This window comes from Enterobacter sp. ENT03 (genome assembly GCF_019218745.1).
In the GTDB taxonomy this organism is placed as follows: Bacteria; Pseudomonadota; Gammaproteobacteria; order Enterobacterales; family Enterobacteriaceae; genus Enterobacter_D.
The window spans coordinates 18,884-45,167 of record NZ_JAHUXA010000015.1 but is presented as its reverse complement, the minus strand read 5'-3'; the positions used below and the strand labels follow the sequence as shown (position 1 = coordinate 45,167).

Here is a 26,284-nt window from a genome sequence, read left to right as displayed (position 1 = left end):
TTTATTTTACCTGTGCGAGAGCGGTACAGAGTTGTTTTGCGGCGAGGATAATACGCGGGGAAGCTCGTTCAAACCAGTCACTATTGAGGGCGATCACCTCACTTTTGAGATGATTATTCCAGAATGCTTTCACTTTCGGAATAGCGTCCGCTCCCCCGCTGACCACAATGGCCTGCGGATCGCGGGCCAGCACCTGTTCACGGCTCACCTGCGGCCAGGGAACCCGTGCGGAAGCAAAGATATTGTCACCGCCGCACAGCGTCACCACCTGGTGCTGGATAGTTCCGCTGCCGCTGGTAAACAGCGGGTGGGTACTGAACTGCATAAAGACACGTTTCTTTGGCGCACTGGCATACTGCGTTTTCAGAGCAGCATAGTCGCTGAGGATGGCCTGCGCGCGGGCGCGGCCCTGTTCAGGATGCGGGCTGTATTCGGCGAGTTGCTCCAGCGCGTGCGCCACCTGTTCGATACTTTCGGCGTCGATCCACAACACGCGAATACCAAAACGGGTGAGCTGGTTTACCTGTCGCTCGGCATTGCCGCCGCGCCAGGCCAGCACCACGTCGGGCTTAAGCGCCACGATGCGCTCAAAATTAATGCCCTGCCAGCTGGCGATCTGCTCGATTTTGCGGGCTTCTGGCGGGTAATCGGAATAGCTGCTGACGCCCACCGGCGTGATCCCGGCGGCAAACGCCAGTTCAGTATTGCCAGGCGAAAGGGAAATCACGCGCGGCGCAGCATACAGCCATGCTGGTGTCAGCAGAAACAGGGCGGCAAGCGCCCTTAGTGAACGCTTAGCCACGCGTCAGGTTCTGCACCAGCGTCTCAACCATCAGGCTGGACTGCTTCGCCGCCACCACGAGGAACTCGTCAAAGCTCAGGTGGGATTCCTGATCGGCTACGTCGGAAATGGCGCGCACCACCACAAAAGGCACGCCCATGTTGTGGCATACGTGGGCAATCGCCGTTGCTTCCATCTCAACGGCAATCGCCTGCGGGAAGTTATGGCGAATTTTTGCGAGGTTTTCGGCACCATTGATAAAGGCATCACCGCTGACAATCAGCCCGCGCACGGCGTGCAGGTTCAGTTCAGCAATGCAGGTTTCAGCGGCGGCAACCAGTTTCTCGTCGGCTTTAAAGCCCGCCGGGCAGCCTGGTAACTGGCCGAGCTCGTAGCCAAACGCGGTGACGTCGGCATCGTGATAGCGCGCTTCATCGGACACCACAATATCACCCACTTTCAGCGTCGGTGCCAGACCGCCAGCGGAGCCGGTGTTAATGATCACATCAGGTTTGCAGCGCTCCAGCAGCAGGGTGGCACCCATCGCCGCCGCGACTTTGCCAATGCCCGATTTCAGCAGGGCGACTTCTGTGCCATTGAGCGTACCGGTGTAAATTTCGCAGCCCGCGATATTCAGCGTCTGGCGATTTTCGATTTTGTCACGCAGCAGCGTCACTTCTTCTTCCATTGCACCAATAATGCCAACTTTCATAGAGATACTCGCTAATGTGATAAGACAGAGTTACGTTTTCAGGGCATAGTCTATCATGGCAGGCAGGAATGCATTACTTCACATGACGCGCGATCGCGGGAGAAGAAATGGCTGAGATCGATTTTCGCAGAAAAATAAACTGGCATCGTCGCTACCGTTCACCGCAGGGCGTCAAAACCGAACACGAGATCCTGCGTATTTTTGAAAGCGATCGCGGGCGCATCGTGAATTCCCCGGCGATCCGCCGTCTGCAACAGAAAACACAGGTCTTCCCGCTCGAGCGCAATGCGGCTGTACGTACCCGGTTGACGCACTCTCTGGAAGTACAGCAGGTGGGGCGTTACATCGCGAAAGAGATCCTGAGCCGCCTGAAAGAGCAGCGGCTGCTGGAAACCTATGGTCTGGATGAACTGACCGGACCCTTTGAAAGCATCGTTGAGATGGCCTGTCTGATGCACGACATTGGTAACCCGCCGTTCGGTCATTTTGGCGAAGCGGCAATCAACGACTGGTTTCGTCAGCGCCTGTTCCCGGAAGATGCCACCAGCCAGCCGCTGAGCAGCGATCGCTGCCAGGTGACCGCGCTGCGTCTGCGGGAAGGGGAGGACGTGCAAAATGAGTTACGGCGTAAAGTTCGCCAGGATCTGTGTCACTTCGAAGGCAATGCGCAGGGCGTCCGCCTGGTACATACGCTGATGCGTATGAATCTTACCTGGGCGCAGGTGGGCTGTATTTTAAAATATACCCGTCCGGCGTGGTGGGTAGGCGAGCCGCCAGCCAGTCATAATTATTTAATGAAGAAGCCAGGCTATTATTTTTCCGAGGACGCCTACGTTGCGCGTTTGCGTAAAGAGCTGGAGCTGGATACGTTCAGCCGTTTTCCCCTCACCTGGGTGATGGAGGCGGCGGATGATATTTCTTATTGCGTCGCCGATCTGGAGGATGCCGTTGAGAAAAGAATATTTACCGTCGAACAGCTTTACCAGCATCTTTATGATGCCTGGGGCAACCATGAAAAAGGCTCGCTGTTTGCCCAGGTGGTAGAAAACGCCTGGGATAAATCCCGCGCCAACCGGTTAAGTCGCAGTGCGGAAGATCAGTTCTTTATGTATTTGCGGGTCAATACGCTTAATAAGCTGGTGCCTTATGCGGCACAGCGTTTTATTGATAATCTGCCGCAGATCTTCTCCGGTGAGTTTAATCATGCGCTGCTGGAAGACGAAAGTGGTTACAGTCAATTACTTGAATTATATAAGAACGTTGCGGTTGAAAATGTCTTTAGTCACCCCGATGTAGAGCAGCTGGAATTGCAGGGTTATCGGGTGATTAGCGGTCTGCTGGATATTTACCGCCCGCTGCTGCAATTAACGTGGAACGATTTTAGCGAGCTGGCGGAAAAAGAACGACTGCGCCGCTTCCCGATTGAAACGCGTCTCTTTCATAAGCTCTCGACACGTCATCGGCTGGCGTATGTAGAAGCGGTCAGTAAATTAGATCGCGCGGCGACAGACTTCCCGGTTCTGGAGTTTTATTACCGTTGTCGTCTGATCCAGGATTATATCAGCGGCATGACCGACCTGTACGCCTGGGATGAATACCGCCGTTTAATGGCCGTTGAATAATAGTGCGGCAATTGTAAAGGCCGACAATAAATTTTTACTTTTGCAGAAAGTTCGCTTTGGAACTTCGCGCTATAAATCGACTCTCACTGAAACAACACAGCCCTTTTGCGTAATCAGTAATCAGAGATTGAAAAAGATGAAAAAAACGACGTTAGCAATGAGTGCACTGGCTTTAAGTTTAGGTTTAGCGCTTTCTCCGATGTCAGCCATGGCGGCTGAAACGGCGTCCTCTGCGCCTGCCGCGCAGCCGATGCCGAGTCTGGCGCCGATGCTGGAAAAGGTAATGCCATCGGTAGTAAGCATTAACGTGGAAGGCAGCACCACGGTCAACACGCCGCGTATGGGCCGCAACTTCCAGCAATTCTTCGGTGATAACTCCCCGTTCTGTCAGGACGGATCGCCGTTCCAGAGCTCGCCATTCTGCCAGGGCGGTGCGCCCGGCGACGCTGATGGCGGTCAGCAACAAAAATTCATGGCGCTGGGATCCGGCGTAATTATTGATGCCGCAAAAGGCTATGTCGTCACTAACAACCACGTGGTGGATAACGCCACCACCATTAAAGTGCAGTTGGGCGACGGACGTAAATTTGACGCGAAAGTCGTGGGTAAAGATCCGCGCTCTGACCTGGCGCTGATCCAGATCCAGAGTCCGAAAAACCTGACGGCGATTAAGCTGGCTGACTCCGACGCGCTGCGCGTGGGTGACTATACGGTGGCGATTGGTAACCCCTTCGGTCTGGGTGAAACCGTCACCTCCGGGATCGTGTCGGCGCTGGGCCGTAGCGGTCTGAACGCAGAAAACTATGAAAACTTTATCCAGACCGATGCGGCCATTAACCGCGGTAACTCCGGCGGTGCGCTGGTCAACCTGAACGGTGAGCTGATCGGTATTAATACCGCGATCCTCGCACCGGACGGCGGCAACATCGGTATCGGTTTTGCTATCCCAAGCAACATGGTGAAAAACCTGACCGCGCAGATGGTGGAGTTCGGCCAGGTCCGCCGTGGTGAACTGGGTATTCTCGGTACTGAGCTCAACTCTGAACTGGCGAAAGCGATGAAAGTCGATGCCCAGCGCGGGGCCTTCGTCAGCCAGGTGATGCCGAACTCGTCTGCTGCGAAAGCCGGTATCAAAGCGGGTGACGTGATCACCTCGCTTAACGGTAAGGCGATCAGCAGCTTCGCGGCGCTGCGCGCGGAAGTGGGTTCCATGCCGATTGGCAGCAAAGTCTCCCTTGGCCTGCTGCGTGACGGGAAACCGGTGACCGTGACCCTGGAACTGCAACAGAGTAGCCAGAATCAGGTAGATTCCAGCACCGTCTTCAGCGGTATTGAAGGCGCGGAAATGAGCAATAAAGGCCAGGATCAGGGCGTGACGATCAACAATGTGAAAGCCAATTCACCGGCTGCCCGCATCGGCCTGAAAAAAGGTGATGTGATCATCGGCGCAAATCAGCAGACGGTAAAAAATATTGCTGAACTGCGTAAGATCCTCGACAGCAAACCGTCGGTGCTGGCGCTGAACATTCAGCGTGGCGACACTTCTCTTTATCTGTTGATGCAGTAATCTGTCGCGCCCTTCTCCGCTATGGAGGAGGTCGCTTCTCCCCGCATTCTGTGAAGCTTTCCACAACTCCACACTTCTGATCTCTGCTTTGTGCATCTGCACAATGCACAGCGCTGTTATCTCTCCTATTCTGGCTCTCCTATTCTGGCGCACTGCTCACGGAGGGTGACATGGCTGGCTGGCATCTTGATACCAAAATGGCGCAGGACATCGTGTCACGCACGATGCGCATTATCGATACCAACATCAACGTGATGGATGCGCGTGGCCGGATCATCGGCAGTGGCGATCGGGAGCGTATTGGGGAATTGCACGAAGGTGCGCTGCTGGTCCTGTCGCAGGGACGGGTGGTGGACATTGATGACGCCGTGGCCCGGCATCTGCACGGTGTACGCCAGGGAATTAACCTGCCGCTGCGTCTGGAAGGGGAGATCGTCGGCGTGATCGGTCTGACCGGTGAGCCGGAAACACTGCGCAAATACGGCGAACTGGTGTGCATGACCGCCGAAATGATGCTGGAACAATCTCGTCTGATGCATCTTTTAGCGCAGGACAGCCGCCTGCGCGAAGAGCTGGTCATGAACCTGATCCAGGCAGAAGAACACACCCCGGCGCTGACCGAATGGGCGCAGCGTCTGGGCATCGATTTAAATCAGCCGCGCGTGGTGGCGGTGGTGGAGGTGGACAGTGGCCAGCTCGGGGTCGACAGCGCGATGGCGGAATTACAGCAGCTGCAAAATGCGCTGACCACGCCGGAGCGGAATAACCTGATTGCCATTGTTTCCCTTACGGAAATGGTGGTGCTGAAACCGGCGCTGAATCCCTTTGGCCGCTGGGACGCGGAAGATCACCGCAAGCGGGTGGAACAGCTGATTGCGCGCATGAAAGAGAACGGACAGCTGCGTTTTCGGGTGGCGCTCGGCAACTATTTTACCGGGCCGGGCAGCATCGCCCGCTCGTACCGGACAGCGCGTACGACCATGATGGTGGGCAAACAGCGGATGCCGGAAAACCGCAGCTATTTCTATCAGGATCTGATGCTGCCGGTGCTGCTCGACAGTCTGCGCGGTGGCTGGCAGGCAAACGAACTCTCTCGCCCACTGGCGCGCCTGAAGGCGATGGATAACAACGGTTTGCTCAGGCGCACCCTTGCTGCCTGGTTCAGGCATAACGTGCAGCCGCTGGCCACGTCCAAAGCGTTGTTTATCCACCGCAATACGCTGGAATACCGGCTGAACCGTATCTCGGAATTAACAGGCTTAGATTTGGGGAATTTTGACGACCGGCTGCTGCTGTACGTGGCGCTACAGCTGGATGAGCAGAGATAGATGAAATAAGCCGGGTAATGGTTTACACCTTACCCGGCCTACAAGTTTGCATCGTTGCAGGCCCGGTAAGCGTGCGCCACCGGGCAACTGACGGACTATTTATTGCGGGTCAACTTTTCCAGATCGGCTTCAATTTCACTGATCTTGTTGGTTACCACCGATTCCAGATGACGGAGATCGTCCAGGATCTTACGTTTCAGATCGACTTCTGTGCGATCGCGCTGGCAGATCTGATCCAGTTCGTCGATCACATAACGCAGGTTAGGGCTGATTTCCTGCACTTCTTTATAGCCCTGACCCACGCCATCCGCGACGATAGTTTTACGCTGGCGCGGATATTTAAACTTCACGCTTTTCGCAAAAAACTCGCCTTTGTCCTTATGAAAATAGATTTTCAGAATATCGTTATTGGCTTCCTGACGGAGGCTATAGCGATCGATTTCATCAGGATTGGTAATGCCTAAACTTTTCAGATTATCGTACATAGCGGTACCCTTAAGCTCAACATAACCTATGAATAATTAACGAAAAAATCTATCTTCGCCACTGCGTCGTGCAAAAAAGGCGGGGTGGGTCACCCTCTCCCGGATCAGGAGAGGAGATACCTTAGTCGATTGTGCGCAGCAGTTCGTTAATGCCTACTTTTCCGCGTGTTTTCGCATCCACTTTCTTCACAATTACCGCGCAGTACAGGCTGTAGGAACCGTCTTTTGACGGCAGGTTGCCGGAAACAACAACCGAGCCTGCCGGTACGCGGCCGTAATGCACTTCGCCGGTTTCGCGATCGTAAATACGGGTGCTCTGACCGATGTAGACGCCCATCGAGATCACCGAACCTTCTTCGACGATAACCCCTTCAACCACTTCAGAACGTGCGCCGATGAAGCAGTTATCTTCAATGATAGTCGGGTTCGCCTGCAGTGGCTCAAGAACGCCACCGATACCCACGCCGCCTGACAGATGTACGTTCTTACCGATTTGCGCGCAGGAACCGACGGTTGCCCAGGTATCAACCATGGTGCCTTCATCAACGTACGCGCCGATGTTGACATAGGACGGCATCAGCACCGTATTACGGGCGATGTAAGCACCCTGACGTACAGCCGCTGGCGGCACGACGCGGAAACCTTCTTTCTGGAAACGCGCTTCGTCGTAGTCGGCGAATTTCATCGGTACTTTATCGAAGTAGCGGCTTTCAGCGCCCTCGATCACCTTGTTATCGTTAATGCGGAAAGAGAGCAGCACCGCTTTCTTCAGCCACTGGTGGGTCACCCACTGACCGTCAATTTTTTCTGCGACACGCAGCGCGCCGGAATCCAGCAGGGCAATCACCTGATTAACCGCTTCACGGGTTACGGTATCCACATTTGCCGGGGTAATGTCGGCACGGCGCTCGAAAGCGGTCTCAATAACGTTCTGTAACTGCTGCATTGTTTACTCTTTCCATCTGTGTAAAAAAAATCGTTACCCTTTATCGTTTGGATTGAGGGCCGCTGTCAACCGTTGTTGCACTTCCTGCTGGAGCACATTATTAAGGGCACGCCGGTCCGCTGTGGCGATTATAAATAAATCTTCTACTCGCTCGCCAATTGTCGAAATTCTCGCCCCATGTAAGGAAATTCCCAGGTCTGCAAACACCTGGCCGACGCGGGCCAGAAGCCCAGGCTGATCGAGGGCGATCAGTTCGAGGAACGATTTTCTGTCCGTGTGGGTCGGCAGGAAATTGACCTCGGTATCGACGGTAAAATGGCGCAATTTTGAGGGCTGTCGGCGAGGCTGCGGCGGCTGCCAGCTGTTCTGCGTGATCGCCTGTAGCAGAGCGAAACGGATAACCTCATGGCGATCCGCTGCCAGCGGTTTCCCGTCCGGCTCCAGCACGATAAAGGTGTCCATCGCCATGCCGTCGCGGGTGGTAAAGATTTGCGCGTCATGTACGCTCAGGTTGCGGCGATCCAGCTCGGCGCACACCGCGGCAAAGAGATAAGGGCGGTCAGGGCTCCAGATAAAGATCTCCGTGCCGCCGCGTGTCGCCTGCGGGCTGAGCAGGATCATCGGCTCGCGTAAATCGTGCTGCAACAGATTACGCGCATGCCATGCCAGCTGGTTTGGGCTGTGGCGCACGAAATAGTTCGCCCGGCAGCGCGCCCAGATATGATGCAGCGCTTCTTCATTAATGTTGTCCATGCGCAGCAGCGCCAGCGCCTGGATCTGGTGATGACGCACGCGCTCGCGCATATCCGGCGTGTTCTGCATGCCGCGACGCAGCTGTTTTTCGGTGGCGAAATAGAGTTCGCGCAACAGGCTCTGCTTCCAGCTGTTCCACAGGGTTTCGTTGGTGGCGCAAATATCCGCCACCGTCAGGCAGACCAGGAAACGTAGACGGTTTTCGGTCTGTACTTCTTCGGCGAACTGCTTTATGACTTCGGGATCTTGAATATCGCGGCGCTGCGCGGTCACCGACATCAGCAGATGGTGACGCACCAGCCACGCGACCAGCTGCGTCTCCCGTGAGTTCAGACCGTGCAGCTCGGCGAATTTCAGCACGTCCTGTGCGCCCAGTACGGAGTGGTCGCCGCCGCGCCCTTTGGCAATATCGTGGAACAGGGCGGCGATGAGGATCAGCTCCGGGTGCGACAGGCGCGGCCACAGTTCCACGCACAAGGGATGCTTCTGGCGCGTGGCCTCATCGGCAAAACTTTCCAGCTTCAGCAACACGCGGATGGTGTGTTCGTCCACGGTATAGGCATGAAACAGATCGAACTGCATCTGCCCCACAATGTGTGACCACTGGGGCATATAGGCCCACAGCACGCTGTGGCGATGCATCGGCAACAGACCACGGCTGACCGCGCCGGGGTGACGCAGCATGCTGAGAAACAGCGTGCGCGCTTCCGGGATAAAACAGAGCGGCTGCGTCAGATGACGACGCGCATGGCGCAAATGGCGCAGGGTGGTGGAATAAATGCCAGTGATGCTGCTGTTACGCACCATCATGTAGAACATGCGCAGAATGGCCTGTGGTTCGCGGATAAACAGCGTCTCATCGCGCAGATCGATAAGCGTGCCGCGCAGTTGAAACTCATCGTCAATGGCGCGCGGCTTTTCATCCGCCGTCAGCGCCAGAATGGCTTCGTCAAACAGTTGCAGCAGCATCTGATTAAGCTCGGTCACGCGGCGGGTCACGCGATAGAAATCTTTCATCATATGCTCCACCGGCTGGTTGCCGTCGCCGGTATAGTTCAGGCGCTGGGCGACGCTCAGCTGGCGGTCAAACAGCAGGCGGTTATCGTAGCGGCTGAGTTCCAGATGCAGGGCAAAACGGATGCGCCACAGCAGATGCTGACACTCGTTCAGTTCATTGCGTTCGGCCTGGGTCAGAAAGCCAAAGCCGACCATCTCGTTTAAGGAGGTGGCACCAAAATGACGGCGGGCGATCCATTGCAGGGTATGGATGTCGCGCAGGCCGCCGGGGCTGTTTTTGATGTCCGGCTCAAGGTTGTAGCTGGTGCCGTGGTAACGATGATGGCGCTCGTTTTGCTCTTCCAGTTTGGCGGCGAAGAACTTTTCCGACGGCCAGAAACCGTCGCTGAAAATGTGCTTTTGCAGTTCCAGGAACAGGGCGACGTCACCAATCAGCAGACGGGATTCAATCAGGTTGGTGGCGACGGTGAGATCCGATAAACCTTCCAGCAGGCACTCTTCCAGCGTGCGCACGCTGTGCCCGACTTCCAGTTTGATGTCCCACAGCAGGGTGAGCAGTTCGCCAATTTTTTGCGATTGTTCCTCGGACAGCTTTTTGCGGCTGAGGATCAGCAGATCAATATCAGACAGCGGATGCAGTTCCCCGCGCCCGTAACCACCCACCGCCACCAGCGCAGCATCGGGAACCTCACCAAAGCCGTATTCCATCCACAGGCGCTGTAACAGCTGATCGATAAATTCGGTACGCGCTTCAATCAGCTGTTCGGCAGATAACCCGGCGTCAAAGACCTCACCCAGCCACTGCTGGAACGCGTCCATCCGCGCTTTGATACCGGCGCACGTCAGCTCTCCTGCAGGCCAGGCGTTGGGGTTTTGCGGCTGGCCTGGAAGCGTAGGGGCCGTGTGACTGAACTGCTCGGAGAGGTTATGACTCATATCGCGCCCATGTATAAGTAAAAACTATCGCCATAAAAAAAGCCGGCAATCGCCGGCTTCTTCATCATTCGTTGTGCGAGAGTATCGCCGGGATGGTGTCGTCCTTTCGTAACGTCAGAATTTCGCAGCCGTTATCCGTCACCACAATAGTATGCTCGTATTGTGCAGACAAGCTGCGATCTTTGGTTTTCACCGTCCAGCCGTCTTTCATGGTGCGAATGCGGTAATCACCCGCGTTGACCATAGGTTCAACGGTAAAGGTCATACCGGCCTGCAACACCACGCCGCCGTCATCCGCATCATAGTGCAGCACTTGCGGCTCTTCGTGGAAGCCGCGACCGATACCGTGCCCGCAGTATTCACGCACCACGGAGAAACCTTCCGCTTCCACAAATTTCTGGATGGCGGCGCCAAGGCTGCGCAGACGGATGCCCGGTTTCACCAGGCGCAGGGCCAGGTAGAGGCTCTCCTGGGTGACGCGGCACAAGCGCTCGCCCAGAATGGTCGGTTTGCCGACGATAAACATTTTGGAGGTGTCGCCGTGGTAATCGTCTTTGATCACCGTGACGTCGATGTTGACGATATCGCCGTCTTTCAGCAGTTTTTCGTCATCCGGAATGCCATGGCACACCACTTCATTAATAGAGATGCAAACGGATTTCGGGAAACCGTGATAGCCGAGGCAGGCAGAAACCGCCTGCTGTTCGTTAACGATATAATCGTTACAGATACGATCCAGTTCGCCGGTGCTGACGCCTGGTTTGACGAAAGGTTCGATCATTTCCAGCACGTCGGCAGCCAGACGGCCCGCCACGCGCATTTTTTCGATTTCTTCCGCAGTCTTAATAGAGATAGCCATTGATTCTGTCCATCGGGGTCGATCAGGTCGACCATAATCGTGTAAGTGGCGTCAATGGTATCAGCCTGACGCGCTGCCTGCCAGATTGAGAAGCATTAAGCGCATCCGTCGCCAACAACTGTTGGTGTCATGGGTGTATTTATGGTATAAAGCGCGCCGGACTTCCGTTCCATTTGGCACGTGAAGCCACAAATCTCACTTTGTGTAAATAACACACACGTATCGGCACATATTCCGGGGTGCCCTTAGGGGTCGGTAATATGGGATACGTGGAGGCATAACCCCAACTTTTATATAGAGGTTTTAATCATGGCAACTGTTTCCATGCGCGACATGCTCAAGGCTGGTGTTCACTTTGGTCACCAGACCCGTTACTGGAACCCGAAAATGAAGCCTTTCATCTTCGGCGCACGTAACAAAGTTCACATCATCAACCTTGAGAAAACTGTACCGATGTTCAATGAAGCCCTGGCTGAACTGAGCAAGATCTCTTCTCGTAAAGGCAAAATCCTTTTCGTTGGTACTAAACGCGCTGCAAGCGAAGCGGTGAAAGAAGCTGCTAACAGCTGCGACCAGTTCTTCGTGAACCATCGCTGGCTGGGCGGTATGCTGACTAACTGGAAAACCGTTCGTCAGTCCATCAAACGTCTGAAAGACCTGGAAACTCAGTCTCAGGACGGTACTTTCGAAAAGCTGACCAAGAAAGAAGCGCTGATGCGCACTCGTGAGCTTGAGAAACTGGAAAACAGCCTGGGCGGTATCAAAGACATGGGCGGCCTGCCGGACGCACTGTTTGTTATCGATGCTGACCACGAACACATTGCAATCAAAGAAGCAAACAACCTGGGCATCCCGGTGTTTTCTATCGTTGATACCAACTCCGATCCGGACGGCGTTGACTTCGTTATCCCGGGTAACGACGATGCAATCCGTGCTGTAACCCTGTACCTGAGCGCTGTTGCTGCAACCGTACGTGAAGGCCGTTCTCAGGATCTGGCTGCTCAGGCGGAAGAAAGCTTCGTAGAAGCTGAATAATAAGGCACGCTCCCCGGAGCCCTTATTAACCAGGTAGTATCGAGTTTGGTTAAGGGGCCTTTTTATGGCCCCTTTTTCACTTTTAAGCTGTTTGGTCGTCACGACCAGGCAGATCAAATCTCCCGAGGATTTAAGAATGGCTGAAATTACCGCATCCCTGGTAAAAGAACTGCGCGAACGTACTGGCGCAGGCATGATGGACTGTAAAAAAGCGCTGACTGAAGCCAATGGCGACATCGAGCTGGCCATCGAAAATATGCGTAAATCTGGCGCGATCAAAGCGGCGAAAAAAGCAGGCAACGTAGCTGCTGACGGCGTGATCAAAACCAAAATCGACGGCAACTACGGTGTGATTCTGGAAGTTAACTGCCAGACTGACTTCGTTGCGAAAGACGGTGGTTTCCAGGCGTTCGCTGACAAAGTGCTGGATGCAGCAGTTGCTGGCAAAATCACTGACGTTGACGTGCTGAAAGCACAGTTCGAAGAAGAACGTGTGGCGCTGGTGGCAAAAATCGGTGAGAACATCAACATTCGCCGCGTTGCTTCCATCGAAGGCGATGTGCTGGGCAGCTACCTGCACGGCGCACGTATCGGTGTTCTGATCGCCGCTACCGGTGCTGACGAAGAGCTGGTTAAACAGCTGGCAATGCACGTTGCTGCAAGCAAGCCGGAATTCGTTAAGCCGGAAGACGTGTCTGCTGAAGTGGTAGAGAAAGAATACCAGGTACAGCTGGACATCGCCATGCAGTCTGGCAAGCCGAAAGAAATCGCAGAGAAAATGGTTGAAGGGCGCATGAAGAAATTCACCGGCGAAGTTTCTCTGACCGGTCAGCCGTTCGTTATCGATCCGAGCAAAACCGTTGCTCAGCTGCTGAAAGAGCATAACGCTGACGTGACTAACTTCATCCGCTTCGAAGTGGGCGAAGGCATCGAGAAAGTTGAGACTGACTTCGCAGCAGAAGTTGCTGCCATGTCCAAGCAGTCTTAATCACTAAAAGGAGCCGCCTGAGGGCGGCTTCTTTTTGTACCCCGCATGACAAAATCAGCAAAATACCTATGTTGTTCGCGCTGGTTTGCGACGTAATATGTCGCCTGAAATAACCCCTCTCAATCGTTGACAGTCTCAGGAAAGAATCATGGCTACCAATGCAAAACCCGTCTATAAACGCATTCTGCTTAAGCTTAGTGGCGAAGCGTTACAGGGCTCCGAAGGCTTCGGTATTGACGCAAGCATCCTTGACCGCATGGCACAGGAAATTAAAGAGCTGGTTGAATTAGGCATCCAGGTCGGTGTGGTTATTGGTGGTGGTAATCTTTTCCGTGGCGCAGGTCTGGCGAAAGCGGGTATGAATCGCGTAGTGGGCGACCACATGGGCATGCTGGCGACCGTAATGAATGGCCTGGCGATGCGTGACGCGCTCCACCGCGCCTATGTGAACGCCCGCCTGATGTCCGCTATTCCGTTGAATGGCGTGTGTGATAACTACAGCTGGGCGGAAGCGATCAGCCTGCTGCGAAATAACCGTGTGGTGATCCTCTCTGCCGGTACCGGCAATCCATTCTTTACCACCGACTCCGCAGCCTGCCTGCGCGGTATCGAAATCGAAGCCGATGTGGTACTGAAAGCCACCAAAGTTGACGGCGTGTTCTCTGCCGATCCGATGCAGGATCCAACCGCCACGCTGTACGATCAACTGAGCTACACCGATGTGCTGGATCGTGAACTGAAAGTGATGGATTTGGCGGCCTTTACCCTGGCTCGCGACCATAAACTGCCGATCCGCGTGTTCAACATGAACAAGCCGGGTGCGCTGCGCCGCGTGGTCATGGGTGAAAAAGAAGGCACTTTAATTACGGACTAATTTCCGTAAGCGCTAAATAAAGGTAAGATCGCGCTTTAATTAAAAGCGGTTTTTATCAAACACTATGACAGTGTGATGAATGAAACGAGGCTATACTTAGCGCACCTTTTGGTGTGGCCGTGTGTGGCCTGCCTGAGACAAGTTTTCAAGGATCCGTAACGTGATAAACGACATCAAAAAAGATGCTGAAGTACGCATGGAAAAATGCGTAGAAGCATTTAAAACCCAAATCAGCAAAGTGCGCACTGGCCGCGCTTCCCCAAGCCTGCTGGACGGGATCGTTGTGGAGTACTACGGTACCCCGACGCCGCTGCGTCAGCTGGCCAGCGTCACGGTTGAAGATTCACGTACGCTGAAAATCAACGTGTTCGACCGTTCAATGGGTCCTGCCGTTGAGAAAGCGATCATGGCATCCGATCTGGGCCTGAACCCGAACTCTGCCGGTAGCGATATTCGTGTTCCGCTGCCTGCGCTGACGGAAGAACGTCGTAAAGATCTGATCAAAGTGGTACGTGGCGAAGCGGAAGGCGCGCGCGTTGCGGTGCGTAATGTTCGTCGTGACGCGAACGATAAAGTGAAAGCGCTGCTGAAAGACAAAGCCATCAGCGAAGACGACGATCGTCGTTCGCAGGAAGAAGTGCAGAAGCAGACCGACGCGGCGATTAAGAAAATCGATGCGGCGCTGGCGGATAAAGAAGCGGAACTGATGCAGTTCTGATCCTGCGCACATGATGACAACGCCGTACAGAAATCCACAGGGTTTGCTGGCGGCGTTTTGCTTTCTATCCTCCAAAATTACGCCGGGCGTCTGATGAAGCAATTAACCCTCCTTGGCTCAACCGGTTCTATTGGTTGCAGCACCCTTGATGTGGTTCGCCACAATCCTGAAACCTTTGCTGTGACGGCGCTGGTGGCCGGAAAAAACGTGGCGCGTATGGTCGAACAGTGTCTCGAATTCACCCCGCGCTATGCGGTGATGGATGATGACGTCAGCGCCCGTCAACTGAAATCAGCTCTGGCGCAGTATGGCAGTCGTACTGAGGTGCTGAGCGGCCAACAGGCGGCCTGTGACATGGCAGCGCTTGATGAGGTGGATCAGGTGATGGCGGCTATCGTCGGGGCAGCAGGGCTGCTGCCAACGCTGGCGGCTATTCGGGCTGGTAAAACCGTCTTACTGGCGAATAAAGAGTCGCTGGTGACCTGTGGGCGGCTATTTATGGAAGCCGTTAAGCACAGCGGCGCGCAGCTTTTGCCGGTGGACAGCGAACATAACGCAATTTTTCAGAGTTTACCGCAACCTTTCCAGCACAACCTGGGGTACGCTGATTTAGAGCAGAACGGCGTGATGTCGATTCTGCTTACCGGGTCTGGTGGCCCATTTCGTGAAACGCCGCTGTCTGAACTGGCTGCAATGACGCCCGATCAGGCCTGCCGCCATCCGAACTGGTCAATGGGACGTAAAATTTCCGTTGATTCAGCCACCATGATGAATAAAGGTCTGGAATACATTGAAGCACGCTGGTTATTTAATGCCTCCGCCGATCAGATGGAAGTGTTGATCCACCCGCAGTCGGTGATCCACTCCATGGTCCGTTATCAGGATGGCAGCGTGTTAGCGCAGCTGGGCGAGCCGGACATGCGCACGCCGATTGCTCATACGATGGCCTGGCCCAATCGTGTGGTCTCGGGTGCGAAACCGTTGGATTTCAGCACGCTGAGTGCATTGACGTTTTGCGCGCCTGATTACGATCGCTATCCGTGTCTGAAGCTGGCAATGGACGCTTTCGAGCAGGGGCAGGCGGCAACCACAGCGCTCAATGCGGCAAATGAAGTGACGGTTGCGGCATTCCTGGACTCGGCGATCCGCTTTACCGACATTGCTGCCCTGAATCTGTCTGTACTCGAAAAGATGGATTTGCGCGAACCGCAAAGTATTGATGATGTGCTGGCTGTTGATAAACTCGCGCGTGAAGTTGCACAAAAAGAAGTGATGCAACTCCCAAGCTGGTGATATTACAGCCACTCGTGGTTGTGCTATTTGTTAGCGTATTACTTCAGTGATATAGTCTGCGCCACCTGATTGTGGGGATTTTGTCCTTTCAGGTCAGGTAAGCCGTGGTTTTACACGGCTTTTTTATGTAAAGGCTTCAGTATTCCTGGCTACCGCTAAATCCTTTTCAGGGACTAATAACGCGTTATGTTGTCTGCTAATCAACCATTAAGCGAGAATTTGCCAGCGCATGGCTGCCGTCATGTTGCGATAATTATGGATGGCAATGGTCGCTGGGCGAAAAGACAAGGGAAATTACGGGCTTTTGGACATAAAGCCGGAGCCAAGTCTGTTCGTCGCGCGGTTTCGTTTGCTGCGAATAACGGCATCGATGCATTGACGCTGTACGCTTTTAGTAGTGAAAACTGGAACCGGCCAGCGCAGGAAGTGAGCGCGCTGATGGAACTGTTTGTGTGGGCGCTGGATAGCGAAGTAAAAAGCCTGCACCGTCACAACGTGCGACTGCGCGTTATTGGCGATACCAGCCGTTTTAACGCCCGTCTGCAGGAGCGGATCCGTAAAGCTGAGGCTCTGACGGCACAGAATACGGGCCTGACGCTGAATATTGCAGCGAACTATGGCGGACGTTGGGATATTATTCAGGGAGTACAGCAATTAGCTGTTCAGGTCCAGGAAGGGCTGTTGCGCCCCGACCAGATTGATGAAGACGCGCTGAGCAAGCAAATCTGCATGCATGAACTGGCTCCCGTAGATTTAGTAATTAGGACAGGGGGAGAACATCGCATTAGTAACTTTTTGCTGTGGCAAATTGCCTATGCCGAACTTTACTTTACTGATGTTCTTTGGCCTGATTTCGATGAACAAGACTTTGAAGGTGCGCTGCATGCCTTTGCCAATCGAGAGCGTCGTTTCGGCGGCACCGAGCCTGGTGGCGACAAAGCCTGATGGGGGTAGCTTTTGCTGAAGTATCGCCTGATTTCTGCTTTTGTATTAATCCCTGTGGTCATCGCGGCACTGTTTTTACTGCCGCCCGTGGGATTTGCCATTGTCACTATTGCCGTGTGCATGCTTGCTGCATGGGAATGGGGGCAGTTTAGCGGTTTTACTTCCCGGAATGCCCGGGTATGGCTGGCGGTATTGTGCGGGCTGCTGCTTGCAGGCTGGCTACTGATGATGCCGGAATACCATTACAATGTTCATCAACCTCTGGTTGAAGGTGCACTGTGGGCTTCGTTAGGCTGGTGGATCGCAGCACTGTTGCTGGTGCTTTTTTATCCCACATCGGCGACCCTGTGGCGACACTCAAAAGCACTGCGCCTGGTGTTCGGCATCCTCACCATCGTGCCATTCTTCTGGGGAATGCTGGCGCTGCGTGCCTGGCATTATGACGATAACCACTACAGCGGCGCGATATGGCTGCTATATGTGATGATCCTCGTATGGGGTGCAGACTCCGGTGCTTATATGTTCGGGAAACTGTTCGGCAAGCATAAACTGGCACCAAAAGTCTCACCGGGCAAAACCTGGCAGGGGTTTATTGGCGGTTTATTCACCGCCGCGGTAATATCCTGGGGTTATGGTGTGTGGGCGAGTCTGGACGTTGCGCCGCTTACGCTGTTGGTATGCTCGATTGTTGCCGCACTGGCCTCTGTACTGGGCGATTTAACCGAAAGTATGTTTAAGCGTGAAGCCGGTATTAAAGATAGCGGTAACCTTATTCCAGGACACGGCGGTATACTTGATCGTATTGACAGCCTGACAGCGGCGGTGCCGGTGTTTGCCTGTCTGTTATTGCTGGTATTCAGGACGATTTAACGGAAGATTATATGCTGAGTATTCTCTGGAATCTGGCGGCGTTCATTATTGCGCTGGGCGTGCTGATCACGGTGCATGAATTTGGCCATTTCTGGGTTGCTCGTCGTTGTGGTGTGCGGGTAGAGCGTTTTTCAATTGGTTTTGGTAAAGCGCTCTGGCGTCGCACCGATAAGCAAGGTACGGAGTTCGTTATCGCGCTTATCCCTCTGGGCGGTTACGTTAAAATGCTGGATGAGCGTGTCGAGCCGGTGATCCCGGAACTGCGTCATACTGCGTTTAATAACAAAACGGTCGGGCAGCGCGCTGCCGTCATTGCTGCGGGTCCCGTAGCCAACTTCCTCTTTGCTATCGTCGCTTACTGGCTGGTATTTATCATTGGCGTGCCAGGTGTGCGTCCGGTAATCGGTGAAATAACACCCAATTCCATCGCTGCCAGCGCGCAAATTGCGCCCGGCACGGAACTTAAAGCGATTGATGGTATCGAAACGCCTGACTGGGATGCCGTGCGGTTGCAACTGGTGTCCAAAATAGGCGATGCGCAGACGACTATCAGCGTAGCGCCGTTTGGTACGGATAGTCGTCAGAATAAGACGCTGGATTTACGTCACTGGCAGTTTGAGCCTGACCGTGAAGATCCGGTCGCGTCGCTCGGCATCCAGCCACGTGGTCCGCAGATTGAACCTGTCCTGGCGCAAGTGCAGACAGACTCCGCTGCAAGTAAAGCAGGTTTGCAAGCAGGCGACAGGATCGTTAAAGTCGATGGTCAGCAGTTAACGCAGTGGATGACGTTTGTTACTTTAGTCCGGGATAACCCCGGTACGCCGTTAGCACTGGATATTGAAAGACAGGGAAGCCCCTTGTCTTTAACACTGATACCAGATACAAAACCGGGTAGCGGCAAGGACGAAGGGTTTGCAGGCGTGGTGCCTAAAATTATCCCGCTGCCGGACGAGTACAAGACAGTACGCCAGTACGGACCTTTCAGCGCCATTGTCGAAGCCACGGATAAAACCTGGCAATTGATGAAGCTGACGGTCAGTATGTTGGGGAAATTGATAACCGGTGATGTCAAACTGAACAACCTCAGTGGGCCGATCTCGATCGCTCAGGGGGCTGGGATGTCAGCAGAATTTGGGTTGATTTATTATCTGATGTTTCTCGCTCTTATCAGCGTGAATCTTGGAATTATCAACTTGTTCCCGCTTCCTGTTCTGGACGGGGGGCATCTGCTGTTTTTAGCGATTGAAAAGCTAAAGGGCGGACCGGTATCCGAGCGAGTTCAAGACTTTAGTTACCGCATCGGCTCGATTTTGCTGGTGTTGTTAATGGGGCTTGCACTTTTCAATGATTTCTCTCGGTTATGAGAGCTAGTTAGGAAGAACGCATAATAACGATGGCGATGAAAAAGTTGCTCATAGCGTCGCTGCTGTTTAGCAGCGCCACCGTATACGGTGCTGATGGATTCGTAGTGAAGGACATTCATTTCGAAGGCCTTCAGCGTGTCGCCGTTGGTGCGGCCCTCCTCAGTATGCCAGTCCGTCAGGGCGATACGGTTAATGATGAAGATATCAGTAATACCATTCGTGCATTGTTTGCTACTGGCAACTTTGAGGACGTCCGCGTCCTGCGTGATGGCGATACCCTTCTCGTACAGGTGAAAGAACGTCCGACAATCGCCAGCATCACTTTCTCTGGAAACAAATCAGTGAAAGATGACATGCTGAAACAGAACCTTGAGGCTTCTGGTGTGCGTGTCGGCGAATCCCTTGATCGCACCACCCTTTCCGATATCGAAAAAGGGCTGGAGGATTTCTACTATAGCGTCGGTAAGTACAGCGCCAGCGTAAAAGCGGTTGTTACACCGCTGCCGCGTAACCGTGTGGACCTGAAACTGGTCTTCCAGGAAGGCGTATCGGCTAAGATCCAGCAGATCAACATCGTTGGTAACCATGCATTCAGCACTGAAGAGTTGATCTCAACCTTCCAGCTGCGTGATGAAGTGCCATGGTGGAACGTGGTCGGCGATCGTAAATATCAGAAACAAAAACTGGCCGGCGATCTGGAAACCCTACGCAGCTACTATCTGGACCGCGGTTATGCGCGTTTCAATATTGATTCGACGCAGGTCAGCCTGACGCCGGACAAAAAAGGCATCTACATTACCGTAAACGTCACCGAAGGCGAGCAGTACAAGCTTTCTGGCGTAGAAGTCAGCGGTAACCTGGCGGGTCACTCTGCCGAAATAGAAAGCATGACCAAAATCGAGCCGGGTGAGCTGTATAACGGCACCAAAGTGACCAAAATGGAAGACGATATTAAAAAGCTTCTTGGTCGCTATGGTTATGCTTACCCGCGCGTACAGTCGCAGCCTGAAATCAACGATACGGATAAAACCGTTAAGTTACATATTAACGTTGATGCGGGTAATCGTTACTACGTGCGTAAAATCCGCTTTGAAGGCAACGATACCTCGAAAGATGCCGTTCTGCGCCGCGAAATGCGTCAGATGGAAGGGGCATGGCTGGGTAGCGATCTGGTCGATCAGGGCAAAGAGCGTCTGAATCGTCTCGGTTACTTCGAAACGGTGGATACCGATACTCAGCGTATACCAGGTAGCCCGGATCAGGTTGATGTCGTTTACAAAGTTAAAGAGCGTAATACCGGTAGCTTCAACTTTGGTGTCGGTTACGGTACGGAAAGCGGCGTAAGTTTCCAGGTTGGTGTGCAGCAGGATAACTGGTTAGGCACCGGTTACTCGGTTGGCATCAATGGGACGAAAAACGACTACCAGACTTACTCTGAGTTCTCTGTCACCAACCCATACTTCACCGTTGATGGTGTGAGTCTGGGCGGTCGTATCTTCTATAATGACTTCGAAGCGGATGACGCAGACCTCTCCTCGTATACCAACAAAAGCTACGGCGTTGACGGTACACTGGGCTTCCCGATCAATGAATACAACACGTTGCGTCTGGGCTTAGGTTATGTGCATAACGATTTGTCCAATATGGAACCGCAGGTCGCCATGTGGCGTTACCTCGATTCTGTGGGGCAGAGCACCAGTACGCAAAACGATGACAACGGCTTTACGGCCGATGACTTCACCTTTAACTATGGCTGGACCTACAACAGACTTGACCGTGGCTACTTCCCGACGGAAGGTTCGCGCGTCAATCTGAACGGTAAAGTCACCGTGCCTGGCTCAGATAACGAGTTCTATAAAGTCACGCTTGATACCGCATCATACTTCCCGATTGATGATGACCATAAGTGGGTCGTGCTGGGTCGTACCCGCTGGGGTTATGGCGATGGTCTGAGCGGCAAAGAGATGCCGTTCTATGAGAACTTCTATGCCGGTGGTTCCAGTAGCGTACGTGGCTTCCAGTCCAATAACATTGGTCCGAAAGCGGTGTACTTCGGTGGTAATGGTCAGGATAACTGTGATTCAGGTGCTCCATTGTGTGACTCTGATGATGCGGTGGGCGGTAACGCGATGGGTGTCGCCAGCCTTGAGTTCATCACGCCGACGCCGTTTATCAGCGAAAAATACGCAAACTCGGTACGTACGTCATTCTTCTGGGATGCAGGTACCGTCTGGGATACGAACTGGGAAGACACCGCGCAGATGAGAGAAATTGGTGTGCCTGACTACAGTGACCCGAGCAATATTCGTATGTCTGCCGGTATCGCACTACAATGGATGTCTCCATTGGGGCCGTTGGTCTTCTCTTACGCCCAGCCGTTTAAAAAATACGATGGCGACAAAGCAGAGCAGTTCCAGTTTAACATCGGTAAAACCTGGTAACTGGTCTTTGCAAAGGACTGCAATAGCAGTGTAGCGTGACATGGGTTCGCCCAGTCACGCAAAGAATGGTACCTGCGGGTACATTTGGGATGGTAAGGAGTTTACAGTGAAAAAGTGGTTATTAGCGGCAGGTCTTGGTTTAGCGATGGTAACGTCCGCGCAAGCGGCTGATAAAATTGCAGTCGTGAACATGGGTAACCTGTTCCAGCAGGTTGCTCAGACGACTGGCGTTTCCAAAACGCTGGAAAATGAGTTCAAAGGCCGTGCTGGCGAACTTCAGAAAATGGAAACCGATCTGCAGTCTAAAATGCAGCGTCTGCAGCGTGATGGCTCTACCATGAAAGCAGCCGATCGCAGCAAGCTGGAAAAAGACGTAATGGCACAGCGTCAGACTTTCTCTCAGAAAGCACAAGCTTTTGAGCAGGATCGTCAGCGTCGTTCCAACGAAGAGCGCGGCAAACTGGTTAACCGTATCCAGGCTGCAGTGAAGAAAGTGGCTGATGACCAGAGCATCGATCTGGTTCTTGACGCAAATACCGTTGCTTACAACAGCAGTGATGTGAAAGACATTACCGCTGATGTGCTGAAACAGGTTAAATAAGTAATGCCTTCAATTCGACTGTCTGAATTAGCAGGGCAGTTGGATGCAGAGTTACACGGTGATGGCGATCTTGTCATCACCGGCGTTGCGTCCATGCAGTCTGCTAAAGCAGGTCACATTACTTTCATGGTAAACCCAAAATACCGTGAACACCTGGCCGCCTGCCAGGCGTCTGCCGTCGTCATGACGCAGGACGATCTCCCTTATGCCAAAAGCGCTGCGCTGGTAGTGAAGAATCCCTACCTGACTTACGCACGTATGGCCCAAATTCTCGATTCCACGCCGCAGCCTGCACAGAATATCGCACCCAGTGCGGTGATTGATGCCTCAGCCACGCTGGGTCAAAACGTTTCCATCGGCGCGAATGCCGTTATCGAATCTGATGTGGTATTAGGCGATAATGTGGTTATTGGTGCAGGTTGCTTCGTAGGGAAGAAGACAAAAATTGGTGCAGGCTCGCGTTTGTGGGCCAACGTTACCGTTTACCACGAGATTGAGATCGGTGAAAATTGCCTGATCCAGTCCGGTACGGTGATCGGCGCGGACGGTTTTGGCTATGCCAACGATCGCGGTAACTGGGTTAAGATCCCGCAGTTGGGCCGTGTGATCATTGGCTCTCGCGTAGAGATCGGCGCCTGTACCACTATCGATCGCGGCGCGCTGGATGACACCATTATTGGCAATGGCGTCATTATTGATAACCAGTGCCAGATTGCACATAACGTTGTGATTGGCGACAATACCGCAGTTGCGGGTGGCGTCATCATGGCGGGCAGCCTGAAAATTGGCCGTTACTGTATGATTGGCGGTGCCAGCGTGATTAACGGTCACATGGAAATCTGCGATAAAGTCACCGTAACGGGTATGGGCATGGTGATGCGTCCGATTACAGAGCCGGGCGTATACTCATCAGGCATCCCGCTGCAACCCAACAAAGTGTGGCGCAAAACAGCAGCACTGGTGATGAACATTGATGATATGAGTAAGCGTCTTAAAGCCGTTGAGCGCAAGGTCAATCAACAAGACTAATAATTCATCCGTTTTACGCCCAAACTTCACGGCCTGACGGCATTTGATTGTCGCGGGCCGTGTTATTATTGCCATTAAGTATATTTTGACAGGAAGAGTATTTTGACTACTGACACTCATACTCTGCACATTGAAGAGATTTTAGAGCTTCTGCCGCACCGTTACCCGTTCTTGCTGGTTGATCGTGTGCTGGATTTTGAAGAAGGTCGTTTTCTGCGCGCAGTAAAAAATGTTTCGGTTAACGAACCATTTTTCCAGGGCCATTTCCCTGGTAAACCTATTTTCCCGGGCGTACTGATCCTGGAAGCCATGGCACAGGCCACCGGTATTCTGGCGTTTAAAAGCGTTGGTAAACTGGAGCCTGGCGAGCTGTATTACTTTGCGGGTATCGATGAAGCGCGCTTCAAGCGTCCGGTAGTCCCAGGTGATCAGATGATCATGGAAGTGACGTTCGAAAAAACACGTCGCGGCCTGACACGCTTCAAAGGCGTGGCGACGGTTGATGGCAAAGTTGTTTGTGAAGCTACTATGATGTGTGCACGTAGCCGGGAGGCCTGATACGTGATTGATAATACTGCCTTTATTCATCCTACCGCCATTGTGGAAGACGGTGCCGTCATCGGCGCCAATGTCCATATTGGACCGTTTTGTCTTGTTGGACCCCATGTTGAAATTGGTGAGGGTACCGTACTGAAGTCTCATGTTGTGATTAATGGCCACACTATTATTGGCCGTGACAACGAGATATATCAGTTCGCCACCATCGGTGAAGCAAACCAGGATTTGAAATACGCTGGTGAGCCGACTCGTGTGGAAGTTGGCGATCGTAACCGCATTCGCGAAAGCGTCACCATTCACCGTGGAACCGTTCAGGGTGGTGGATTGACGAAGGTGGGCAGCGACAACTTACTGATGGTTAACGCGCACGTTGCGCATGACTGTACTGTCGGGAATCGCTGTATTCTGGCGAATAATGCAACGCTTGCGGGCCACGTTTCCGTTGATGATTTTGCGATCATCGGCGGCATGACCGCGGTGCATCAGTTCTGCATTATTGGCGCTCACGTGATGGTTGGCGGTTGCTCCGGTGTGGCGCAGGACGTCCCACCGTATGTAATTGCCCAGGGTAACCACGCCACGCCATTCGGTGTCAACATCGAAGGGCTGAAGCGCCGTGGTTACAGCAAAGAGGCGCTGTTCGCTATCCGTAATGCTTACAAACTGCTCTATCGCAGTGGTAAGACGCTGGAAGAAGCGAAACCAGAAATCGCCGCACTGGCGGAACAGCACCCGGAAGTGAAAGCGTTTATCGATTTCTTCGAACGTTCAACCCGTGGTCTGATCCGTTAATGTCTGGTCGTCCTCTTACGATAGCCCTGGTCGCCGGAGAAACCTCCGGCGATATTCTTGGTGCGGGCCTCATCAAGGCACTAAAAGCACGCCATCCTGACGCGCGTTTTGTTGGCGTCGCGGGACCGCGTATGCAGGCCGAGGGGTGTGAAGCCTGGTACGAGATGGAAGAGCTGGCGGTCATGGGCATTGTTGAAGTGCTCGGTCGTTTGCGTCGTCTGCTGCATATCCGCGCCGATTTGACCCGCCGTTTTACCGATCTTAAGCCTGATGTGTTCGTTGGCATTGATGCGCCGGATTTCAACATCACGCTGGAAGGCAACCTTAAAAAGCAGGGGATCAAAACGATCCATTACGTCAGCCCGTCCGTCTGGGCCTGGCGTCAAAAACGCGTTTTCAAAATCGGCAGATCCACCAATCTGGTGCTGGCTTTTCTGCCTTTCGAAAAAGCGTTTTATGACCGGTTTAATGTCCCGTGTCGTTTTATCGGTCATACCATGGCGGATGCGATGCCGCTGGATCCTGATAAAAACGCCGCCCGCGATGTGCTGGGTATTGCCCATGATGTGCATTGTCTGGCGCTGCTGCCCGGCAGCCGCGGTGCTGAAGTAGAAATGCTCAGCGCAGATTTTCTGAAAACCGCGCAGATCCTGCGTAGCCACTATCCGGATCTGGAAGTGGTGGTGCCGCTGGTTAACGCGAAACGCCGGGAGCAGTTTGAGCGCATCAAAGCAGACGTCGCGCCGGATTTACGTGTCCACCTGCTCGATGGTATGGGCCGTGAGGCAATGGTTGCCAGCGATGCCGCATTACTGGCCTCCGGCACCGCCGCGCTGGAGTGCATGCTGGCGAAGTGCCCGATGGTGGTGGGCTATCGCATGAAGCCGTTCACCTTCTGGATCGCCAAACGTCTGGTGAAAACCGATTACGTGTCGCTGCCGAACCTGCTGGCGGGACGTGAACTGGTGAAGGAATTACTGCAGGAAGAGTGTCAGCCGCAGGCATTAGCCGACGCGCTACTGCCCTTGCTCGCAAATGGCAAAACCAGCCATGCCATGCATGAGACATTCCGCGAACTGCATCAGCAGATCCGTTGCAATGCCGATGAACAAGCAGCCGATGCGGTGCTGGAGTTAGCGCAATGATGGAATTTATCTATCCGCACACCCACTTAGTGGCCGGTGTGGATGAAGTGGGGCGCGGTCCGTTGGTCGGGGCTGTGGTGACCGCGGCGGTCATTCTCGATCCGTCGCGTCCAATTGTGGGTTTGAATGACTCCAAAAAATTATCTGAAAAACGCCGTCTGGCGCTGTTTGACGAAATCAAAGACAAAGCGCTGAGCTGGAGTCTGGGCCGTGCCGAACCGCATGAAATCGACGAACTGAATATTTTACATGCCACTATGCTGGCCATGCAGCGTGCCGTTGCCGGGCTGCACATCGTCCCGGAATACGTCCTGATTGACGGCAACCGCTGTCCGGCGCTGCCGATGCCCGCCATGGCGGTGGTAAAAGGTGACAGCCGGGTAGCAGAAATCAGCGCGGCGTCTATTATTGCCAAAGTGACGCGCGATGCGGAAATGGCGGCGCTGGATCTGACTTTTCCTCAATATGGCTTTGCCCGGCACAAAGGGTATCCGACAGCCTTCCATCTGGAGCGGCTGGCGATGCACGGTGCAACAGAGCATCACCGGCGTAGCTTTGCGCCCGTAAAACGCGCCCTGGGCCTGGTGTCCTGATCCTTGCAGCACAATAAGTAAACCGGAAGCTA

At 53.6% G+C, this 26,284-nt stretch carries 24 protein-coding genes; 18 read left to right on the top strand and 6 right to left on the bottom strand.

Annotation, left to right across the window (positions count from 1 at the left end; translation table 11 throughout):
• Position 1: 1 nt before the first annotated feature.
• Positions 2-802, bottom strand: coding sequence for a vitamin B12 ABC transporter substrate-binding protein BtuF (btuF, locus tag KW828_RS16995; protein ID WP_218337501.1), 801 nt, complete (start codon positions 800-802; stop codon positions 2-4).
• Complete coding sequence (gene mtnN, locus KW828_RS16990; RefSeq protein WP_218337500.1) at positions 795-1,493, bottom strand: 5'-methylthioadenosine/S-adenosylhomocysteine nucleosidase; 699 nt, start codon at positions 1,491-1,493, stop codon at positions 795-797. The genes btuF and mtnN overlap by 8 nt, the downstream gene beginning before the upstream one ends.
• 107 nt (positions 1,494-1,600) lie before the next feature.
• Between mtnN and dgt the strand changes: the two genes are divergently transcribed.
• From dgt to cdaR, 3 genes are all read left to right on the top strand, one after another.
• Entirely contained in the window at positions 1,601-3,115 is a 1,515-nt protein-coding gene (gene dgt / locus KW828_RS16985; RefSeq protein WP_218337499.1) for a dGTPase, read from the top strand.
• 136 nt (positions 3,116-3,251) lie between these two features.
• Positions 3,252-4,682, top strand: a complete 1,431-nt coding sequence (gene degP / locus KW828_RS16980) for a serine endoprotease DegP (RefSeq protein ID WP_218337498.1) — start codon at positions 3,252-3,254, stop codon at positions 4,680-4,682.
• Positions 4,683-4,852: 170 nt separating this feature from the next.
• Entirely contained in the window at positions 4,853-6,010 is a 1,158-nt protein-coding gene (cdaR, locus tag KW828_RS16975) for a DNA-binding transcriptional regulator CdaR (RefSeq protein WP_218337497.1), read from the top strand.
• Between the two features lie 95 nt (positions 6,011-6,105).
• Here cdaR and KW828_RS16970 read toward each other — a convergent pair whose 3' ends face one another.
• The 4 genes from KW828_RS16970 to map form a co-directional block, all read right to left on the bottom strand.
• Complete coding sequence (locus KW828_RS16970) at positions 6,106-6,495, bottom strand: DUF3461 family protein (RefSeq protein WP_072570707.1); 390 nt, start codon at positions 6,493-6,495, stop codon at positions 6,106-6,108.
• Between the two features lie 121 nt (positions 6,496-6,616).
• On the bottom strand, positions 6,617-7,441 hold the full coding sequence (dapD, locus tag KW828_RS16965) for a 2,3,4,5-tetrahydropyridine-2,6-dicarboxylate N-succinyltransferase (RefSeq protein ID WP_072570709.1): 825 nt from the start codon (positions 7,439-7,441) through the stop codon (positions 6,617-6,619).
• Between the two features lie 33 nt (positions 7,442-7,474).
• A complete protein-coding gene (gene glnD / locus KW828_RS16960) occupies positions 7,475-10,147 on the bottom strand; it encodes a bifunctional uridylyltransferase/uridylyl-removing protein GlnD (RefSeq protein WP_218337496.1) in 2,673 nt (890 codons plus the stop codon).
• Positions 10,148-10,211: 64 nt separating this feature from the next.
• Entirely contained in the window at positions 10,212-11,006 is a 795-nt protein-coding gene (gene map, locus KW828_RS16955; RefSeq protein WP_088220872.1) for a type I methionyl aminopeptidase, read from the bottom strand.
• Positions 11,007-11,315: 309 nt separating this feature from the next.
• Between map and rpsB the strand changes: the two genes are divergently transcribed.
• The 15 genes from rpsB to rnhB all read left to right on the top strand — a co-directional run bounded on the left by rpsB (position 11,316) and on the right by rnhB (position 26,252).
• Entirely contained in the window at positions 11,316-12,041 is a 726-nt protein-coding gene (gene rpsB / locus KW828_RS16950) for a 30S ribosomal protein S2 (RefSeq protein WP_072570714.1), read from the top strand.
• Positions 12,042-12,177: 136 nt separating this feature from the next.
• Positions 12,178-13,029 (top strand): translation elongation factor Ts, encoded by an 852-nt coding sequence (tsf, locus tag KW828_RS16945; protein WP_088220873.1) that lies wholly within the window; start codon positions 12,178-12,180, stop codon positions 13,027-13,029.
• Between the two features lie 148 nt (positions 13,030-13,177).
• Positions 13,178-13,903, top strand: coding sequence for a UMP kinase (pyrH, locus tag KW828_RS16940; RefSeq protein WP_218337495.1), 726 nt, complete (start codon positions 13,178-13,180; stop codon positions 13,901-13,903).
• A gap of 160 nt (positions 13,904-14,063) precedes the next feature.
• Entirely contained in the window at positions 14,064-14,621 is a 558-nt protein-coding gene (gene frr / locus KW828_RS16935; RefSeq protein ID WP_218337494.1) for a ribosome recycling factor, read from the top strand.
• 93 nt (positions 14,622-14,714) lie between these two features.
• Positions 14,715-15,914 carry a 1-deoxy-D-xylulose-5-phosphate reductoisomerase gene (gene ispC, locus KW828_RS16930; protein WP_218337493.1) on the top strand — a complete coding sequence of 400 codons (1,200 nt, stop codon included), beginning with the start codon at positions 14,715-14,717 and terminating at the stop codon, positions 15,912-15,914.
• A gap of 186 nt (positions 15,915-16,100) precedes the next feature.
• Positions 16,101-16,859, top strand: a complete 759-nt coding sequence (ispU, locus tag KW828_RS16925; protein WP_088220876.1) for a (2E,6E)-farnesyl-diphosphate-specific ditrans,polycis-undecaprenyl-diphosphate synthase — start codon at positions 16,101-16,103, stop codon at positions 16,857-16,859.
• 12 nt (positions 16,860-16,871) lie between these two features.
• Entirely contained in the window at positions 16,872-17,729 is an 858-nt protein-coding gene (cdsA, locus tag KW828_RS16920) for a phosphatidate cytidylyltransferase (protein WP_218337492.1), read from the top strand.
• A gap of 11 nt (positions 17,730-17,740) precedes the next feature.
• The gene (gene rseP / locus KW828_RS16915; protein ID WP_218337491.1) at positions 17,741-19,093 is read left to right on the top strand and encodes a sigma E protease regulator RseP; all 1,353 of its coding nucleotides are present in this window, start codon (positions 17,741-17,743) and stop codon (positions 19,091-19,093) included.
• Between the two features lie 29 nt (positions 19,094-19,122).
• On the top strand, positions 19,123-21,534 hold the full coding sequence (gene bamA, locus KW828_RS16910) for an outer membrane protein assembly factor BamA (RefSeq protein ID WP_218337490.1): 2,412 nt from the start codon (positions 19,123-19,125) through the stop codon (positions 21,532-21,534).
• Between the two features lie 106 nt (positions 21,535-21,640).
• Positions 21,641-22,135, top strand: coding sequence for a molecular chaperone Skp (gene skp / locus KW828_RS16905; RefSeq protein WP_218337489.1), 495 nt, complete (start codon positions 21,641-21,643; stop codon positions 22,133-22,135).
• A gap of 3 nt (positions 22,136-22,138) precedes the next feature.
• Positions 22,139-23,164 (top strand): UDP-3-O-(3-hydroxymyristoyl)glucosamine N-acyltransferase, encoded by a 1,026-nt coding sequence (lpxD, locus tag KW828_RS16900; RefSeq protein ID WP_218337488.1) that lies wholly within the window; start codon positions 22,139-22,141, stop codon positions 23,162-23,164.
• A gap of 102 nt (positions 23,165-23,266) precedes the next feature.
• Positions 23,267-23,722: a 3-hydroxyacyl-ACP dehydratase FabZ gene (gene fabZ / locus KW828_RS16895; protein ID WP_006173598.1), complete on the top strand. Its 456-nt coding sequence runs from the start codon at positions 23,267-23,269 to the stop codon at positions 23,720-23,722.
• Between the two features lie 3 nt (positions 23,723-23,725).
• Entirely contained in the window at positions 23,726-24,514 is a 789-nt protein-coding gene (gene lpxA, locus KW828_RS16890; RefSeq protein WP_218337487.1) for an acyl-ACP--UDP-N-acetylglucosamine O-acyltransferase, read from the top strand.
• Positions 24,514-25,659: a lipid-A-disaccharide synthase gene (gene lpxB / locus KW828_RS16885; RefSeq protein ID WP_218337486.1), complete on the top strand. Its 1,146-nt coding sequence runs from the start codon at positions 24,514-24,516 to the stop codon at positions 25,657-25,659. The genes lpxA and lpxB overlap by 1 nt, the downstream gene beginning before the upstream one ends.
• Positions 25,656-26,252 (top strand): ribonuclease HII, encoded by a 597-nt coding sequence (rnhB, locus tag KW828_RS16880; protein WP_088220884.1) that lies wholly within the window; start codon positions 25,656-25,658, stop codon positions 26,250-26,252. Before lpxB ends, rnhB begins: the two co-directional genes overlap by 4 nt.
• Positions 26,253-26,284 lie beyond the last annotated feature (32 nt).

Coding starts and splice junctions, on each gene's coding strand:
- map (WP_088220872.1), bottom strand. CDS start 11,006: ATGGCTATCTCTATTAAGACTGCGGAAGAAATCGAAAAAATGCGCGTG.
- glnD (WP_218337496.1), bottom strand. CDS start 10,147: ATGAGTCATAACCTCTCCGAGCAGTTCAGTCACACGGCCCCTACGCTT.
- dgt (WP_218337499.1), top strand. CDS start 1,601: ATGGCTGAGATCGATTTTCGCAGAAAAATAAACTGGCATCGTCGCTAC.
- cdaR (WP_218337497.1), top strand. CDS start 4,853: ATGGCTGGCTGGCATCTTGATACCAAAATGGCGCAGGACATCGTGTCA.
- dapD (WP_072570709.1), bottom strand. CDS start 7,441: ATGCAGCAGTTACAGAACGTTATTGAGACCGCTTTCGAGCGCCGTGCC.
- ispC (WP_218337493.1), top strand. CDS start 14,715: ATGAAGCAATTAACCCTCCTTGGCTCAACCGGTTCTATTGGTTGCAGC.
- lpxD (WP_218337488.1), top strand. CDS start 22,139: ATGCCTTCAATTCGACTGTCTGAATTAGCAGGGCAGTTGGATGCAGAG.
- ispU (WP_088220876.1), top strand. CDS start 16,101: ATGTTGTCTGCTAATCAACCATTAAGCGAGAATTTGCCAGCGCATGGC.
- rseP (WP_218337491.1), top strand. CDS start 17,741: ATGCTGAGTATTCTCTGGAATCTGGCGGCGTTCATTATTGCGCTGGGC.
- KW828_RS16970 (WP_072570707.1), bottom strand. CDS start 6,495: ATGTACGATAATCTGAAAAGTTTAGGCATTACCAATCCTGATGAAATC.
- rnhB (WP_088220884.1), top strand. CDS start 25,656: ATGATGGAATTTATCTATCCGCACACCCACTTAGTGGCCGGTGTGGAT.
- pyrH (WP_218337495.1), top strand. CDS start 13,178: ATGGCTACCAATGCAAAACCCGTCTATAAACGCATTCTGCTTAAGCTT.
- bamA (WP_218337490.1), top strand. CDS start 19,123: ATGGCGATGAAAAAGTTGCTCATAGCGTCGCTGCTGTTTAGCAGCGCC.
- lpxB (WP_218337486.1), top strand. CDS start 24,514: ATGTCTGGTCGTCCTCTTACGATAGCCCTGGTCGCCGGAGAAACCTCC.
- rpsB (WP_072570714.1), top strand. CDS start 11,316: ATGGCAACTGTTTCCATGCGCGACATGCTCAAGGCTGGTGTTCACTTT.
- degP (WP_218337498.1), top strand. CDS start 3,252: ATGAAAAAAACGACGTTAGCAATGAGTGCACTGGCTTTAAGTTTAGGT.
- mtnN (WP_218337500.1), bottom strand. CDS start 1,493: ATGAAAGTTGGCATTATTGGTGCAATGGAAGAAGAAGTGACGCTGCTG.
- tsf (WP_088220873.1), top strand. CDS start 12,178: ATGGCTGAAATTACCGCATCCCTGGTAAAAGAACTGCGCGAACGTACT.